The organism is Hyphomonas sp., from assembly GCF_022844445.1.
Classification (GTDB): Bacteria; Pseudomonadota; Alphaproteobacteria; order Caulobacterales; family Hyphomonadaceae; genus Hyphomonas.
On record NZ_JALHLS010000014.1, the window covers coordinates 83,851 to 99,280 of the forward strand.

A 15,430-nucleotide genomic window follows, 5' to 3' on the forward strand; every position below is an offset into this window, starting at 1 on the left:
GTTCCAGCAATTTTTTGAAACCGGCTGGCGCGATCCAGCCGGTTTTTCTTTTGGTTCCATGGCAGGGCAGGTGGCTTGGTAAACCGATATTAACCAGCGTCGCGCAGGTTCGGGCAGATCATCCGAATCTGAGGATTACCCCGCCCATGACGGTCCAGAGTATCCGGCCCCAGCTCACTGAAGACGACATCCTCCGCCTGATGCGGGGCGAGACGCCGGAGCAGCGCGCCTCGGTTGCCCACCGCTTGTGCCGGCGCATCGCGCTGGACGTCCTGACAGATACGGAAAAGGGGTTCGCCGAAGAGATCATCACCATCCTCGCCGAGGACGCCGCAGATCTCGTACGCCGCACGCTGGCCGTCACGCTGCGCTCCTCACCCATTCTGCCGCGCGAAGTGGCGCTGCGCCTCGCGCACGACATCGAGGCTGTCGCCATTCCGGTCCTGCAGGACTCGCCCGTATTCACTGATGAAGATCTTGTCGAACTCGTCCTCTCTGTCACGGCCGCCAAGCAGGCCGCGATTGCGAGCCGCGAGGCGCTGTCGATCACCATCACCGAAGTGATCTCCGAACATGGCGGCGTGGAGGCCGTCCGGGCACTCTCCGCCAACCGTGGCGCTGAATGGACCGACAAGGCGTATGACGACACGCTGCGCCGTTTCGGCCGCGACGAGACTGTCCAAGCCGGCCTGATAAAGCGCGACTTCATCCCGACGCACATAGCCGAGAAGATGGTCTCGCTGGTCTCGGGCCAGCTCTTCGACATTCTTGTCAACCGTCACGAACTTCCTGCGCAGCTTGCCATCGACCTCGCCGCCAGCGCCCGTGAGCGCGCGACCATCGACCTGGTGGAGCAGGCGGGCCGGACCAATGATCTGCCGCGCTTCGTCTCGCAATTGAACCTGAACGGCCGCCTCTCCAACTCATTGATCATGCGTGCACTCTGTTGTGGGCAGATGCGTTTCGTCGAGCACGCACTGGCGGAACTCTCCGGCGTCGCCCACCAGCGTGTCTGGCTGATGATCCACGATGCCGGACCGCTTGGCCTTCAGGCCGTGTTCGACCGTGCCGGCCTGCCGCGGAAAATGCTGCCCGCCTTCAAGGCGGCGGTGAACGTCTTCCACGAAACCCAGCATGACGGAGGGGCGAACGACCGCGCCCGGTTCCGTGCACGGATGATCGAACGGGTGCTCACGCAGTTCCAGGCTATCCCGAAGGACGACCTCGACTACCTGCTCGACAAGCTGGACTATTACTCCGAGATGGCTGCCCGCGAAGAGGCGAACGAGGATACCGACGCGGCCTAAGCCTCAGGCGTCGGCTGTGGGTGCAATCCCGCCGGCCACGCCAAGCAGGCTCAGGAACTCCCCGTCACGCCAACTGGCATGGTCGGCGACGATCAGGATGCCGGCGGACCTGGCCGCCATCACCACATCGCAGAGCTCGTACGAGGCTTCCATCGCATCGGCGTCCACCCGGATCGTATCGATCAGGATGCGGAAACTTTCGCTGAGTGGCGTCTGCCAGGAATGGCGCATGTCGATGCCGACGCGGAAGCCCGCGCGGCGCAAGCGGGTGATGCGGGCGGTGCTGTCCGCCGGGTGGCCGGCAAACGCGGCATCCGAGAACATCAGGCAGAATTCCTGCTGACACAGAACCGTCCGGCGCACGGCGGCGTCGCAGGCGGCGGCGGTGTTCGGATCGGAAAGACCGGCCATCGGGGCGGCCACCAGGATAGGCCGGTGCGGCAATTCCTGCGCGCAGACGGCGCTCGCCACGCGCTCAAGGCGCCCGGCCATCCATTTGGCGGCATTCAGCGCGTCATTGTCATTGGCCGCTGCGCCGAAAGACACGCGTTCCTCGAACTCCATCGGCTCATCGGCCACCAGGCCCAGGGAATCGCCGGCCAGCAGGTGCATCACTGGTTTGAACCGCACATTCGGCGCATTGGAGCTGCGCACGAGGTTCGTGTTGGGGCGAGGGAAGGGGCGCATCCGGAATCCTTGTTATGCCACATGACTGGCTCTTGCCTTCCCTAACGGCTGGAGTTGAACATCACGCGCAGCTCGCGGGTTAGTTTTCCCGGAAATTTTAAGGATTTTGGCCACCATGTCTGAAGCCGCCCCCGCCGAACCCCGTTTGTCCGCGACCATCCTGTTGCTACGCGATGCCGCGCCGAAGCCGGAAGTGCTGATGGTCAAACGCCACTACGAGATCGATTTTGCGGCTGGCGCGCTAGTGTTTCCGGGTGGCAAGGCCGCCGCCGCCGATGCCAGCGCCGACTGGGACGATTGGACAGACGGTGATTTCGGACCGGTCCAGCAGGACGCCCGCATCGCCGCTATCCGCGAAGCTTACGAGGAATCCGGACTGCTGATTGCCCGCCGCCGCGCCGTGCGCGGTCCCGGGGCGCCGCTGGTCGGCGCAGACATTGCGGAGCTGCTGAGCCCGCACCGCGGTGCAGTCGACCGGGGCGAGATGTCCTTCCTCGGTCTGATGAAAGAGCACGACCTCGTCCTCGCGCTCGATAGCCTCGTCCATTTCGGCCACTGGATCACGCCGGTAATGATGCCGAAGCGGTTCGACACGCATTTCTACCTAGCCCCTGCGCCGCTCTGGCAGATTGCCGCCCATGATGGACGCGAGACGACCGATGCGGTCTGGCTCTCTGCCGATGAAGCGCTGGCGCAGGAACTGGACGGCAAGGCCACCATTATCTTCCCGACACGGATGAACCTCAAGAAGCTCATGCGGGCAACTTCAGTACAGCAGGCTGTCTCAATGTTCGGATCGGAGCCAGTCGTCAGTGTGCTGCCGAAAACCGGCAAGTCTCCGGACGGCGAACCGTGTCTCTACATTCCGGAAGAGGCCGGTTACGGCCAGACTATGGAACTGCTGTCCCGCGTCAACGTCTGATCAGGCGCTCAGCCGCGCAGCCACCCGCCGCTCCAGTGCATCACACACGGCGTCCGCAACCGAGTGGCTCGCGTCGCCTTCTGGGCCGGCCGCAATTGCGGCCCGGCAGGCTTCAACATGCAGGTTGATCAGCGGCGCATTCTCACCGGGCCGCGTCTGCGACAGCAGCAGGCAGAGAGACCTTGATAGCCGCGCCACCGCCGGAAAGCCGTAAGATGGCGCCGCGCCGGTGATGTTGTGCGCGGCCGTGTAGACGCGGCGATAGTCCTCGGCGGTCGCCTCAGCCTTCTGCGCCTCGCCCCAGGTGGCCCGCAGCGATTCGAGGTCGCGGCGCATCCAGATCTCGAACTGTTCGGACAGGTTGTCGACCGCCCGTTCGGCCTCGACGGCCAGCGATTCGGTCTCGTCCTCGGTCAGGGCGGCCGGATAGACCGGAGCGGCGGTCTTTATTACCCGCGAAATGTCGGGCGTAGGCAGCTCCTGGCTGGTCCGGCGCGAGGCGGAAACGGGGAGCTTTGCCTTGGAGAAGAGTTTCGCGAGCATGCATCAGGCCTTGTATTTGAGGCCTGAAGGTTAACTGCCAAGCCTTAACGTTTAGCTGACGCAGAGCTGACGGAAACCCTTAGAAAGCAAACTGCTCGGTCAGGATGCGCTCGTCCAGGGCATGGCCCGGATCGAACAGCAGCGTTAACCTGCGGGTGTGATCTGCTTCCACCGTGACGCGAACGATGTCGCGCACTTCCTGGTTGTCGGCAGACGCGGAAACCGGCCGCCGGTCCGGCGCCTGCACTTCAAGCTCCACTCGCGCATCATGGCGCAGCAGCGCTCCCCGCCAGCGGCGTGGCCGGAAGGCGCTGACCGGGGTCATCGCCAGCATGTTTGCCCCAATCGGCAGGATCGGCCCGTGAGCGGAGAGGTTATAAGCGGTCGAGCCGGCGGGCGTTGCCACCATGATGCCGTCGCAAACAAGCTCGTCCATCCGCACCCGGCCATCCACGGTGATCTTCAGTCTCGCCGACTGCGCCGTCTGGCGCAGCAGCGACACTTCGTTGATCGCCAGCGCCCGGTGTTCGGCCCCGTGGATGTCCACCGCGAACATCCGTAGCGGGGTCAGGCTTGCCCGCTCCGCCGCATCGATCCGCTCGGGCAGCCCCTCGGCCTGGTATTCGTTCATCAGAAAGCCGATCGTGCCAAGGTTCATGCCGTAGACCGGCCGATTGTCGGTAAACCGCCGACGCAGCGTGTCCAGCATGGCCCCGTCGCCGCCGAGGGCGACCACCACGTCGGCGTCCTCCTCCGGCACATTGCCGTATCGCGCCGCCAGCAGGGGCAGGGCCTGCTGCGCTTCGGGGCGCTTTGAGGCGAAAAATGCAAGTTTCAGGTTAGCCATGCCGGCATGTGCAAATGCTTTGAGCATGGCGTCAAGGCGACGCGCCCCAAGCGGGCAAACCGAACCTGACACGTCCGTCACCTTCATCTGGCGCCTCGCGCCGAGTTCGGCTAAACTCACCTCAATAGACAGGGAGAAACATCAAGATGGCCGACGGTAACCCCAATATCGATGTCCGCAGCGCCGTAAGCGAAGCGGAGTGGAAAGCCCGCGTCGATCTCGCCGCGCTGTACCGCCTGACGGCGCTGTACGGCTGGGACGACATGATCTTCACCCACATCTCCCACCGGATCCCGGGCCCGGAACACCACTTCCTGATCAACCCCTACGGCTGGTTCTTCGAGGAAATCACCGCCTCTTCGCTCGTGAAAGTCGATCTGGACGGCAACATCGTTCAGGAAACCGACGCGATGATCAATCCGGCCGGCTTCACCATCCACTCGGCCATCCACGCTGCCCGCGAAGACGCCACGGTCGTGATGCACCTGCACACCGATCAGGGCGTCGCCGTCTCCTCGCAAAAGGAAGGCCTTCTGCCGATCAGCCAGACCGCCATGATCGTTCGCGAAGACATTGCCTACCATGACTATGAAGGCGTGGCGTTGGACCTTGACGAGCGCGAGCGCCTCGTGCGCGACCTCGGCCCCACCAAGCACTCCATGCTGCTGCGCAACCACGGCACGCTGACCTGCGGCGAAAGTGCGGCGCTGACCTTCACCCGCATGTTCTTCCTGGAGCGAGCCTGCAAGATGCAGGTCATGGCCCTCACGGCCGGCCGCGACGGCGTTCTGGAGTGCGGCGAAGAGCTGCAGGACAAGGTGGCAGGGCAGGGCGGCCTCACCAAGCACAGCTCGGGCATGTCGACCCTGACGGACCGCCTCGTCTGGCCGGCTCTCCTGCGCAAGCTGGACCGCCAGCTGCCCGGTTATGCCGCATAGGTATTTCTGCGGATAAGCCTAAATAAACGCCGGGCCTAAACCAGAAGCAGGCCCGGCGGCTCCTTGCGGAGCACCCTCACCAGTGAAAGTCAGCGTGCGGCAAATGAAGCATCTCAAATCGTTCGAAGACGCCCTCAACAATATTCGCGGCGAGGGCCGTTACCGGGTTTTCATTGATCTCCAGCGCCATCGCGGCCGCTTCCCAAAGGCGACGGCCCGCATGGAAGATGGCGAGCGCGAAGTCACCATCTGGTGCTCCAACGACTATCTGGCCATGGGCCAGGACGATGAAGTCATCGCCTCAATGCACGAGGCTATCGATAACTTCGGCGCCGGTTCCGGCGGCACCCGCAACATCTCCGGCACCACTCGCTACCACGTTGAGCTTGAGCGCGAACTCGCCGATCTTCACGGCAAAGAAGCTTCGCTGCTGTTCACGTCAGGCTACGTCTCCAATGACGCGACCCTGTCCACCCTCGGCAAGATCCTGCCGAACCTGATCATCTATTCCGACGCGCTGAACCACGCCTCAATGATCGAGGGCATCCGCCGCTCCGGCGCCGAGTACCGCGTGTTCCGCCACAATGACGTGGAACACCTGCGCGCGCTGCTCGAACTCGATGATCCGGCCCGTCCGAAACTGATCGCCTTCGAAAGCGTCTATTCGATGGACGGCGATTTCGGCCGCATGCAGGAAATCTGCGACCTCGCCGAAGAGTTCGACGCATTGACCTATCTTGATGAAGTCCACGCCGTCGGCCTGTACGGTGAGCAGGGCGCTGGCGTTGCCGAGATGCTCGGCCTCGGAGACCGCATCGACATTATCGAAGGCACGCTCGCGAAGGGTTACGGCGTCATGGGCGGCTACATCGCCAGCCATGGCAGCGTCGTGGACGCGATCCGCTCAATGGCCTCCGGCTTCATCTTCAGTACTTCGACTTGCCCGGTGATGGCCGCCGGTGCGCTCGCCAGCATCCGCAAGCTGCGCACTGACGAAGGCCGCCGCCTGCGCGCGATCCATCAACAGAAGGCTGCGCAGCTGAAACAGAAATTCCTGGACGAGGGCCTGCCCGTCATGGACTCTCCCTCGCACATTGTGCCGTTGCTTGTCGGCGATCCTGAGCGTTGCAAGGCACTGTCCGACACGCTGCTGTTCGACTTCGGTATCTATGTCCAGCCGATCAACTATCCGACCGTGCCGCGCGGCACCGAGCGTCTGCGGTTTACGCCCAGCCCGGTGCACGACGAGATCATGATGGACGAGTTGGTCGCCGCCTTGCTCGCGGTCTGGAAGCAGCTGGGGCTCGATCAGGCCGCGTGAGACGGGGCTCCGCGGCCTTTACCGCTTTTTTCCGAGGCCGATCTGCTTCGCGTGTCGCGAACGCAGTTTGGCGTAGTTCGGCGCTACCATCGGATAGTCGGCGGGAAGTCCCCACTTCGCGCGATATTCTTCCGGCGTGGTGTCATAACGGGTTCGAAGATAGCGTTTCAGCATCTTCAGCTTCCGGCCATCTTCCAGGCAGACAATGTATTCCGGGGTCACCGACTTCGCGACTGCGATCGCCGGTTCCAGTTTTTCTTTTGGTGCTTCGGTCTGTTGAGTGAGGCTGATGATCGTCGCGTGCACAGTCTTGATCAGGTCAGGTAGAGCGCCCGCCTGAAGCGAGTTGTTGGCTACATAAGAGGACACGATTTCCACGGTCATCTCGAGCAACTCGGATTCTTCTAGTTCTTTCATGTCCCGCCCCTTCCGGCCCTGTATTCTGAAATGCAGGATCCGAAGATCGAAATGTTTAAGTGTAATCGGTGGCGCACGTAAAGTATCTAACCCTGAAGGCCGCCAATATATTTGAGTTTTGCCAGTTACCACATCAGTTTGAACATCAGTTAAGCGCCTGTTGCCCCGCGGGGCTCAGGCGCGTAAACAGCCGGGGACTCGGACCCGGAGCACTTCATGGCAGACTCGGCGCACATCCCTCAGACCCTCAATGGCGGGTTTTTCACGGCCTCTCTGGCCGACCGCGACCCGGAAATTGCAGCCGCCATCGGCAAGGAAGCGACCCGCCAACAGCATCAGATCGAACTGATTGCTTCGGAGAACATTGTTTCCCGCGCCGTGCTTGAGGCTCAGGGCTCCATTCTCACAAACAAGTATGCCGAAGGCTATCCGGGCAAGCGCTATTATGGCGGATGTGAATTCGTGGACATTGCGGAAGAACTCGCAATCGAGCGCGCGAAAAAACTCTTCAATTGCGGCTTTGCCAACGTCCAGCCCAACTCAGGCAGCCAGGCAAACCAGGGCGTCTTCCAGGCCGTCCTGAAGCCCGGCGACACCATCCTCGGCATGAGCCTCGCGGCGGGCGGCCACCTGACGCACAGCGCCAAGCCGAACCAGTCCGGCAAATGGTTCAACGCGATCCAGTATGGCGTGCGCCCGGACGATCACCTGATCGACTTCGAAGAAGTTGCGCGCCTCGCCCGCGCCCACCGTCCGCAGTTGATCATCGCCGGCGGCTCGGCCTATCCGCGCCAGATCGATTTCCGCCGCTTTCGTGCGATCGCGGATGAGGTCGGCGCGTTGTTCCTCGTCGACATGGCCCACTTCGCCGGCCTCGTCGCAGGCGGCGTCCACCCGAACCCGCTCGACCATTGCCACATCGCTACAACAACCACGCACAAGACCCTGCGCGGCCCCCGCGGCGGCATGATTCTGACCAATGACGAAGCCCTCGCCAAGAAGATCAACTCGGCCATCTTCCCAGGCATCCAGGGTGGCCCGCTGATGCACGTCATCGCCGCCAAGGCCGTTGCGTTCGGCGAAGCCCTGACGCCCGAGTTCCGCGCGTATGCCGCGCAGGTCGTGGCCAATGCCCGCGCCATGGCGAAAGCCTGCAAGGAGGCCGGACTCGATGTCGTCTCTGGCGGCACCGACACCCACGTTGCTCTGATCGACCTGCGCCCGAAGGGCGTTACCGGCAAGGACGCTGAAGCCGCCCTCGAGCGCGCCTTCATTACCTGCAACAAGAACGGCATTCCGTTCGATCCCGCCCCGCCCACGGTCACCTCCGGCGTCCGCGTCGGCTCGCCTGCTGGCACAACCCGCGGCTTCGGCGAGGCCGAGTTCACGCAGATCGGCAAATGGATTGGCGAGATCGTCGATGCGCTCTCCACGCAGGACAATGGCGCCGTCGAGGAGCGCGTGCGCGGTGAAGTCAAGGCGCTGACGGCCCGCTTCCCGATCTATGACGGTCTGGGGGCCTGATACGTCTTGCGGTGCCCGTTCTGCAGCTCGGACAATACATCTGTAAAGGACAGCCGCGCGGCTGAAGATGATACCGCTGTCCGTCGCCGCCGGGTCTGTGAGAACTGCGGCGCCCGCTTCACCACGTTCGAGCGCGTGCAGCTGCGCGAGATCATGGTCGTCAAGCGCGATGGCAAACGTGCCCTGTTCGACCGCGAGAAGGTGCAGCGTTCCATCATGGTTGCCCTGCGCAAGCGCCCGGTAGACCGTGAGCGCATCGACCAGATGGTCTCCGGCATCGTACGCAAACTCGAAAGCGGCGGCGAGACCGAAATCCCGTCCTCGCAGGTCGGCGAACTCGTTATGGAAGCGCTGAAGCGCGTCGACCCCGTCGGCTACGTTCGCTACGCCTCAGTGTACCGCGACTTTAAAGATCCCAGCGACTTCGCCCAGTTCATCGAGAAGGCTGCGCTCGATGAAGAAGACGCGCCCGGAGAATGACCGGCGTCCGCGTCACCCTGAAACTTGCCACCTCGCTCGACGGCCGCATCGCGCTCGCAGATGGCACCAGCCAGTGGATTACCTCCAGCGCCTCGCGAGCCCGGTCCCACGACCTGCGCGCTGCGCATGACGCCATCATGGTTGGCTCCGGTACGGTCCTTGCCGACGATCCGCTGCTCACCGCCCGCACAATCCCGCTGCCCGTCCGCCAGCCCGTCCGCATTGTCGCGGATTCGTCTGGCCGCACGCCGCTGACCTCCAAGCTGATGACTTCTCTCAGTGTCGGTCCGGTCGTCATCGTCACCGCCGGTAGCGAGGCGCCCGCGCACGCCGCCGCCGGCGCCGCCATCTGGCGCTGCGGCAACGGCATTCGTGTGAGCGTGCCCGACTTCCTCCGCCGCGCACACGCCGAGGGTATCCGCACGATCCTCCTCGAAGGCGGCAGCCACCTCGCGGCCAGCTTCGTGCGAGCCGGCGCTGTGCATGAACTCGCCTGGTTCCGCGCGCCCATCCTGATCGGCGGAGAGGGCCTCTCGGCCGTGGCCGAACTCGGTCTCACAGATCTCAAGTCTGCGACCCGCTGGCGCCCTGTCGCGACGGAACGGATTGGAGACGACGTTCTCGATACTTATGTTCGATTTGAGCAATAGGCGCCGGCAGGAAACTCCAATGTTTACAGGTCTTGTCACTGATGTCGGCACCATCCGCCGGGCGGAGCACCGCAACGGGCTGACCCGTTTCGAGGTCGTAAGCGGCTATCCGCTCGCGGACATCGCGCTTGGCGCCTCGGTCATGCACTCAGGGGTCTGCCTCACCGTCGTGGACATGGGCCCCGCAGACCGCGGCGCCTGGTTTGCGGTCGAGGCCGTCCCCGAAACCTTGTCGAAAACCGTTCTCGGCGGCTGGGCCGAAGGCAGCCGGGTCAATCTTGAGAAGAGCCTCCGGCTTGGCGACGAACTCGGCGGCCACTTCGTCTTCGGCCACGTGGACGGCGTCGGGGAGGTCATCTCGGTCGAGCCGGAAGGCCAGTCTTTCCGCGTCACCATCCGCCCGCCTGCCGTCATCGCCCGCTATTTCGCCACCAAGGGCTCCGCCGCCATCGACGGCGTTTCCCTCACCGTCGCAGCCGCTTTGCCGAACGGTGACTTTCAGGTCGCCATCATCCCGCATACCTGGGAAGTCACGACCCTCAGTGCACTGAAGGCCGGCGATAGGGTGAATCTCGAAATCGATATGCTTGCACGCTATGTCGCGCGCATGATCGGCGCCGACGCGCCGGAAGGAAAGTAATCCGCCATGAGCAACGAATTCCACGCCGCCATCTCGTCCATCGAGGAAATCATCGAGGATGCCCGCAACGGCCGAATGTTCATCCTCGTTGATGCCGAGGACCGCGAGAACGAGGGCGACCTCGTGATCCCCGCGACCTTTGCCACGCCCGAGGCGGTGAACTTCATGGCCAAGCATGGCCGCGGCCTCATTTGTCTTTCGATGACGCAGGAACGCGCCCATACGCTGCGCCTCGACATGATGACGCGAAATAACCGCGAAAGCATGCAGACCGCCTTCACCGTCTCCATAGAGGCGAAGGAGGGTGTCACTACTGGTATCTCCGCCCATGATCGCGCCCGTACTATTGCAGTGGCAATTGATCCGACCAAGGACGATGCCGATATCGTCACTCCCGGTCACGTCTTCCCGCTGATCGCCAAGGAAGGTGGGACGCTCGTCCGCGCCGGCCACACAGAAGCCGCCGTCGACATCTCACGCATGGCCGGCCTGTTCCCGGCCGGTGTTATCTGCGAGATAATGAATGATGATGGCACGATGGCTCGCCTGCCGGAACTCGTCGCCTTCGCCCAGCTGCACAACCTGAAGATCGGGACCATCGCGGACCTGATCGCCTGGCGCCGGCAGAACGACCGCTTCCTCGAGCGCCGCGTCGAGGCCCCGCTGAACTCCGCCTATGGCGAGGGCTTCCGCACTGTCTGTTTCCGCAACACGCTAGACGGCTCCGAACATATCGCGATCGTGCACGGCGACATTCGCCCGGACTCGACGACCATCGTCCGCGTCCACCGCACCGACGTGCTCGCTGATATCCTTGGCGAGAAGGGCCCCCGCGAGGGCCTCGTGCGCAAGGCCATGCAGCTGATCGCCAAGGCGCCGGAGCCCGGCGTCATCGTGTTCGTCAACATGGCGCACCCCAACGCCCTTGCCGAGCGCCTTGGGCTCAAGTCTGCTACCCCCCGCGACCCGACCGCACCGCTGCGCGAATACGGCATCGGGGCGCAGATCCTGCGCGAACTTGGTGTTCGCCGCATGTTTTACCTTTCTGATACGCAGCCGACCCGCCTTGCGGGTCTTGACGGATACGGCCTGACGATAGAGGGCTGGCGCCGCCTGAACGAGGAGAACACTTAATGGCCGACCGCGTCCTTGTCGCGATTTCGCGCTATTACAAACATATCAGCGACGAGCTGGAAGCGGGCGCGCTGGAAGTGCTCGAAGCCGCCGGTGTGAAGGTTACCGTCATGGAAGTGCCCGGCGCTTTTGAAATCCCGGGCCTCATCGCCATGGCCGCCGATTCGGGCCGCTTCGATGGCGCGGTAGCTCTCGGCTGCGTCATCCGGGGGGAAACCTCGCACTATGATTACGTCTGCGGCGAGAGCGCCCGCGGGCTGATGGACCTTATTGTCCAACGCCGCCAGGCCATTGGCTACGGCATTCTGACGGTCGAAAACGAAGCCCAGGCGCTTGCCCGGGCGGACCGCAAGCGCAAGAACAAGGGCGCCGAGGCGGCAAATGCCTGCCTCTCTATGATCAAGTTCCGCAAAGAACTGATCCGGTGAGCAACCCAAAATTGCCCTTTGACGTTACACGCGCGCGCCGGGCCGGTGCGCGCCTGGCCGCCGTTCAGGCGCTTTACGAAATGGAGCAGACCGACAAGTCGGCCCGCGCCACTATCCGGGACTTCATGGAAGACCGCCTCGGCCTCGGCCCGGACGGCACCCCGATTGAAGATGCCGATCCGGACCTCTTCAAATCCGTCGTCAACGCCGTCGTCGAGAACCAGGCGAAGATCGACAACGCCATCCTCGCGCGCCTCGCCGAGGGCTGGAAGCTAACCCGCCTAGATGCCACCATGCGCGCCCTTCTGCGCGCCGGCGGCGCTGAGTTTATCGCTCACCCCGAACTGTCCGACGCCGTTATCCTCGACGAGTACGTCTCTCTCGCACACGATTTCTTCGAGGAGTCCGACGCCAAGTTCGCTAACGCCCTCCTTCAGAACATCGGCCGCGACCTGCGCGCCTGAGGGCAGGGCCTGGTGGGGCTCATGCGCCACAATCCGTCTTCTCCCGATGCAAAATCCGTAGGCGCACCAACCGGATGGAAGAATGTTCCCGAAGACCTACGCCGCACGCCTCCGGACGGTGTGAGCCCTCCGCAAGCCGATCTTCCAAGCGGCCCTCTCTCTCCTCATTTTCAGGTGCCTGGTCTAGCGGCTACATCCTTCCTGTGGCCGGCCATCTACTGAAAGTTCGGCAGCGTCCTACGCTTGAGGATGGCGCGCAGTTTCGAGAGCCGCCGCGTCACCGTCCAATAGAGGGCGCGGCATTTGCCTCGTTCGAGGGGGAAGCAGGCCGGCGGATCCCTCCGTCTACAGAGTATATGTGCCGGAGTGCAGAAGCGGGGACGATCCGGCCAATGCGAGCGACATGCCCGCAACCCAAAAGGCACCATGCGTCCCCATCCTCCCCTCTGGAGCGGGGGAAGCGTCCGCAAGGCGGGCGGAGGAGGCTCTGCACTTACCCCTGGATTCCAGCTAACCTAAAGACTTCCCCTTCCATCGCGGCTCAATGGGACCTTCCGCTCCTGCATAGTGGGTTTGCGGGGACCGGAAATCGCACCGCGAGTTCCCGGGGGGGGCAGGGAGCGGACCGCCACCAATCGCGGTGGATGATGAGGGGCTGTTTAAACAAGGCCCACAACAAACCGGCCGGGCGCCTCCCGTATCCGGTCAAAAGGGCAGCCCGCTGCAAGTCTTTTCAGGCCCGGTCTTGCAGCCAGGCGGGAGATGAGGCAAACCCCGCTCAGACCTGAAGGGGTATAGCTCAGTTGGTAGAGTGGCGGTCTCCAAAACCGCAGGTCGTGGGTTCGAGTCCCTCTGCCCCTGCCAGGTCCAGATTTCCCGAAAACAAGTCTCCGCCCTTGTGCCGCCGCCCGTCCGGTGCCTACAGAATGGCAGACCCCGGCCCGCAGGAGATTGTCCCCTGGCAAATCTGAAACCGAACCCTGCAGGCCATCCTTGGTGGCGGGGCGCCGTCGTTTACCAGATCTATCCACGCTCGTATCTTGACACCAACAGAGACGGGATAGGCGACCTGCCCGGCATCACGCTGAAGCTGCCCTACATCGCGCGGCTTGGCGTCGAGGCGATCTGGATCTCGCCCTTCTTCAAATCGCCGATGAGCGATTTCGGCTATGATGTATCGGACTATTGCGACGTCGATCCGATCTTCGGCACGCTGGGCGATTTTGACGCGCTGCTGGCCGAAGCGCATCGCCTCGGCCTGAAGGTCATCATTGACCAGGTTTACGCCCACACTTCCGACGCGCATGCCTGGTTTGCTGCGAGCCGCGCCGCCCGCGAGGGTCCGTATGCGGACTGGTATGTCTGGCGCAATCCAAAGCCCGACGGGACACCGCCGAACAACTGGCAGTCCGTGTTCGGCGGTCCGGCCTGGACCTGGGACGCGCGCCGCCAGCAGTATTTCATGCACAACTTTCTCTCCACTCAGCCGCAACTGAACGTCCACAACCCTGACGTTCAGGAAGCGTTGCTGGCGGCAGCAAAGTTCTGGCTCGACAAGGGCGTCGACGGCTTTCGGCTTGACGCGATCAACTTCGCCATGTTCGATCCCGACTTCCGAGACAATCCGCCTTGGCCGGCGGAAGGCCGCGTCATCACCCGGCCCTTCGACCTTCAGCACCACATCTACAACCAGTCGCACCCGGACATTCCGATCTTCATGGAGCGCATCCGAACTCTTGCGGATGGCTATGGCGCGGTCTTCACTGTCGCCGAGGTTCCGGGCCCCGATCCGCTGCCGGAAATGACGGCTTTCACGGCGGGGGAGAAGCGCCTGAGCTCCGCCTACAGCTTCGACTTCCTTTATGCGAAGAAACTCTCGGCCCGCCGGGTGAAAGCCTCTCAGTTGAACTGGGCGGGCCCGTTCAGCGAAGGCTGGCCATCCTGGGCTTTCTCGAACCATGACGCGCCGCGCTGCGTCAGCCGCTGGTGCCCGTCGGGCGGCGACAGGCTGAAGTTCGCCAAGCTGACAAACGCGCTGCTGCTCTGCCTGCGTGGCAATCCTATCCTCTATCAAGGCGAGGAGCTCGGCTTGCCGCAGGCCGACGTCGGGTTCGAGGATTTGCAGGACCCGGAAGCCATCGCCAACTGGCCGCGAACCCTCGGCCGGGACGGCGCGCGCACGCCTATGCCCTGGTCGAAAGACAACGCTTATGCCGGCTTCTCCGAAGCAAAGCCCTGGCTACCCATCGGGCAGGGCCATACCGAGCTGGCGGCCGCCGAGCAGGAGGGCGATCCCCTCTCAGTATTGGAATTTACACGTCGAATGCTTTCCATCCGGCTCGCTTCGCCGGCGCTGCGGCTCGGCAGCGTGACCTTCCCGGAGGGGGCGGAGCCGCTTCTGGCGTTCCGCCGCGAGGAAGCCGGAGAGACGGTGATCTGCCTGTTCAATCTCGGTATGGACGACGTTGCCGTGCCGGAGGCGCTTGTCGCCAGGGCGAGTGTCCTCATCGGGTCCGGGGCAGGGAACGCGCCGCCCAAAGTGCTGGCCCCGCTCGCGGTCTGGATCGGGCGGGAAGCCGCCTAGGCCATCCCGCAGGATTCGCGCACGATCAGGTCCGTCGGCAAGCGCTCGGAGCGCGGCACAGCGCCCTGGCTCGCGGCGAGTAATTTTGACACGATCAGCCGCCCCGCGCGCGTCATGTCCTGCGAGATCGTGGTCAGCGCCGGCTGGGCATAGGGGGCGAGCTTGATGTCGTCATAGCCGACGACTGCTACATCCTGCGGTACCTGGCGACCGGCCTTCTGAAGGCTACGATAGGCGCCGAGGGCAATCAGGTCGCTCGCGGCGAAGATGCCGTCGAAGGCTAACCCGGATCCAAACAGTCCGTCGGCGGCCGCCTCGGAATAGCCCACGTCGAACTGCGCCGGCACGACCAGCGCCGGGTCGATCGAGAGGCCCGCTCGCCGGTGCGCATCGACGTAGCCTTCATACCGGTGGTGGACTTCCGGTGCAGAGGTGTCGCCCAGAAACGCAATGCGGCGCCGCCCGAGGTTCAGGAGGTGCGCCGTCGCCCGCGCGCCGCCGCGCAGATTGTCGGAACCGATCGAGCAGTAAGATCGGAAGAGCG

At 63.6% G+C, this 15,430-nt stretch carries 17 protein-coding genes and 1 tRNA gene; 13 read left to right on the forward strand and 5 right to left on the reverse strand.

Translation table 11 applies throughout. The features are described 5' to 3' along the window. Nucleotides 1-146 precede the first annotated feature (146 nt). Nucleotides 147-1,307, forward strand: coding sequence for a DUF2336 domain-containing protein (locus Q0C17_RS14700; protein ID WP_291207875.1), 1,161 nt, complete (start codon nucleotides 147-149; stop codon nucleotides 1,305-1,307). Between the two features lie 3 nt (nucleotides 1,308-1,310). Here Q0C17_RS14700 and Q0C17_RS14705 read toward each other — a convergent pair whose 3' ends face one another. After that, a complete protein-coding gene (locus tag Q0C17_RS14705) occupies nucleotides 1,311-1,994 on the reverse strand; it encodes a hypothetical protein (RefSeq protein ID WP_291207877.1) in 684 nt (227 codons plus the stop codon). Between the two features lie 115 nt (nucleotides 1,995-2,109). Here Q0C17_RS14705 and Q0C17_RS14710 point away from each other — a divergent pair, with 115 nt between their 5' ends. Further along, the gene (locus tag Q0C17_RS14710; RefSeq protein WP_291207879.1) at nucleotides 2,110-2,916 is read left to right on the forward strand and encodes an NUDIX hydrolase; all 807 of its coding nucleotides are present in this window, start codon (nucleotides 2,110-2,112) and stop codon (nucleotides 2,914-2,916) included. Here the strand turns inward: Q0C17_RS14710 and Q0C17_RS14715 are convergent, their stop codons facing one another. Next, complete coding sequence (locus Q0C17_RS14715; protein WP_291207881.1) at nucleotides 2,917-3,459, reverse strand: Hpt domain-containing protein; 543 nt, start codon at nucleotides 3,457-3,459, stop codon at nucleotides 2,917-2,919. A gap of 79 nt (nucleotides 3,460-3,538) precedes the next feature. Continuing rightward, nucleotides 3,539-4,306 carry an NAD kinase gene (locus tag Q0C17_RS14720; RefSeq protein ID WP_366914834.1) on the reverse strand — a complete coding sequence of 256 codons (768 nt, stop codon included), beginning with the start codon at nucleotides 4,304-4,306 and terminating at the stop codon, nucleotides 3,539-3,541. 146 nt (nucleotides 4,307-4,452) lie between these two features. Between Q0C17_RS14720 and Q0C17_RS14725 the strand changes: the two genes are divergently transcribed. Both Q0C17_RS14725 and hemA read left to right on the forward strand, forming a co-directional pair. Continuing rightward, nucleotides 4,453-5,244 (forward strand): class II aldolase/adducin family protein, encoded by a 792-nt coding sequence (locus Q0C17_RS14725; RefSeq protein WP_291207885.1) that lies wholly within the window; start codon nucleotides 4,453-4,455, stop codon nucleotides 5,242-5,244. Nucleotides 5,245-5,347: 103 nt separating this feature from the next. Further along, nucleotides 5,348-6,565 (forward strand): 5-aminolevulinate synthase, encoded by a 1,218-nt coding sequence (hemA, locus tag Q0C17_RS14730; RefSeq protein WP_291207887.1) that lies wholly within the window; start codon nucleotides 5,348-5,350, stop codon nucleotides 6,563-6,565. An 18-nt stretch (nucleotides 6,566-6,583) separates the two neighbouring features. Here the strand turns inward: hemA and Q0C17_RS14735 are convergent, their stop codons facing one another. Continuing rightward, nucleotides 6,584-6,982 carry a MucR family transcriptional regulator gene (locus Q0C17_RS14735; protein ID WP_291207889.1) on the reverse strand — a complete coding sequence of 133 codons (399 nt, stop codon included), beginning with the start codon at nucleotides 6,980-6,982 and terminating at the stop codon, nucleotides 6,584-6,586. Between the two features lie 216 nt (nucleotides 6,983-7,198). Between Q0C17_RS14735 and glyA the strand changes: the two genes are divergently transcribed. The 9 genes from glyA (at nucleotide 7,199) to Q0C17_RS14780 (ending at nucleotide 14,886) form a co-directional block, all read left to right on the forward strand. Next, complete coding sequence (gene glyA, locus Q0C17_RS14740) at nucleotides 7,199-8,506, forward strand: serine hydroxymethyltransferase (protein WP_291207892.1); 1,308 nt, start codon at nucleotides 7,199-7,201, stop codon at nucleotides 8,504-8,506. Between the two features lie 6 nt (nucleotides 8,507-8,512). Beyond that, the gene (gene nrdR / locus Q0C17_RS14745) at nucleotides 8,513-8,986 is read left to right on the forward strand and encodes a transcriptional regulator NrdR (RefSeq protein WP_291207894.1); all 474 of its coding nucleotides are present in this window, start codon (nucleotides 8,513-8,515) and stop codon (nucleotides 8,984-8,986) included. After that, complete coding sequence (locus Q0C17_RS14750; RefSeq protein WP_291207895.1) at nucleotides 8,983-9,636, forward strand: RibD family protein; 654 nt, start codon at nucleotides 8,983-8,985, stop codon at nucleotides 9,634-9,636. The genes nrdR and Q0C17_RS14750 overlap by 4 nt, the downstream gene beginning before the upstream one ends. A 19-nt stretch (nucleotides 9,637-9,655) precedes the next feature. Beyond that, nucleotides 9,656-10,276: a riboflavin synthase gene (locus tag Q0C17_RS14755; RefSeq protein ID WP_291207897.1), complete on the forward strand. Its 621-nt coding sequence runs from the start codon at nucleotides 9,656-9,658 to the stop codon at nucleotides 10,274-10,276. Nucleotides 10,277-10,282: 6 nt separating this feature from the next. After that, nucleotides 10,283-11,410 (forward strand): 3,4-dihydroxy-2-butanone-4-phosphate synthase, encoded by a 1,128-nt coding sequence (gene ribB, locus Q0C17_RS14760; protein ID WP_291207899.1) that lies wholly within the window; start codon nucleotides 10,283-10,285, stop codon nucleotides 11,408-11,410. Further along, complete coding sequence (gene ribH, locus Q0C17_RS14765) at nucleotides 11,410-11,838, forward strand: 6,7-dimethyl-8-ribityllumazine synthase (RefSeq protein WP_291207901.1); 429 nt, start codon at nucleotides 11,410-11,412, stop codon at nucleotides 11,836-11,838. Before ribB ends, ribH begins: the two co-directional genes overlap by 1 nt. After that, complete coding sequence (nusB, locus tag Q0C17_RS14770) at nucleotides 11,835-12,302, forward strand: transcription antitermination factor NusB (RefSeq protein WP_291207903.1); 468 nt, start codon at nucleotides 11,835-11,837, stop codon at nucleotides 12,300-12,302. Before ribH ends, nusB begins: the two co-directional genes overlap by 4 nt. A gap of 788 nt (nucleotides 12,303-13,090) precedes the next feature. Then, nucleotides 13,091-13,166: transfer RNA gene (locus Q0C17_RS14775), tRNA-Trp, on the forward strand. A 103-nt stretch (nucleotides 13,167-13,269) separates the two neighbouring features. Beyond that, nucleotides 13,270-14,886 (forward strand): alpha-glucosidase, encoded by a 1,617-nt coding sequence (locus Q0C17_RS14780; RefSeq protein ID WP_291207909.1) that lies wholly within the window; start codon nucleotides 13,270-13,272, stop codon nucleotides 14,884-14,886. Here the strand turns inward: Q0C17_RS14780 and Q0C17_RS14785 are convergent. After that, a partial coding sequence (locus tag Q0C17_RS14785; RefSeq protein ID WP_291207905.1) for a substrate-binding domain-containing protein occupies nucleotides 14,883-15,430 on the reverse strand: 548 nt, incomplete at its 5' end. The genes Q0C17_RS14780 and Q0C17_RS14785 overlap by 4 nt on opposite strands.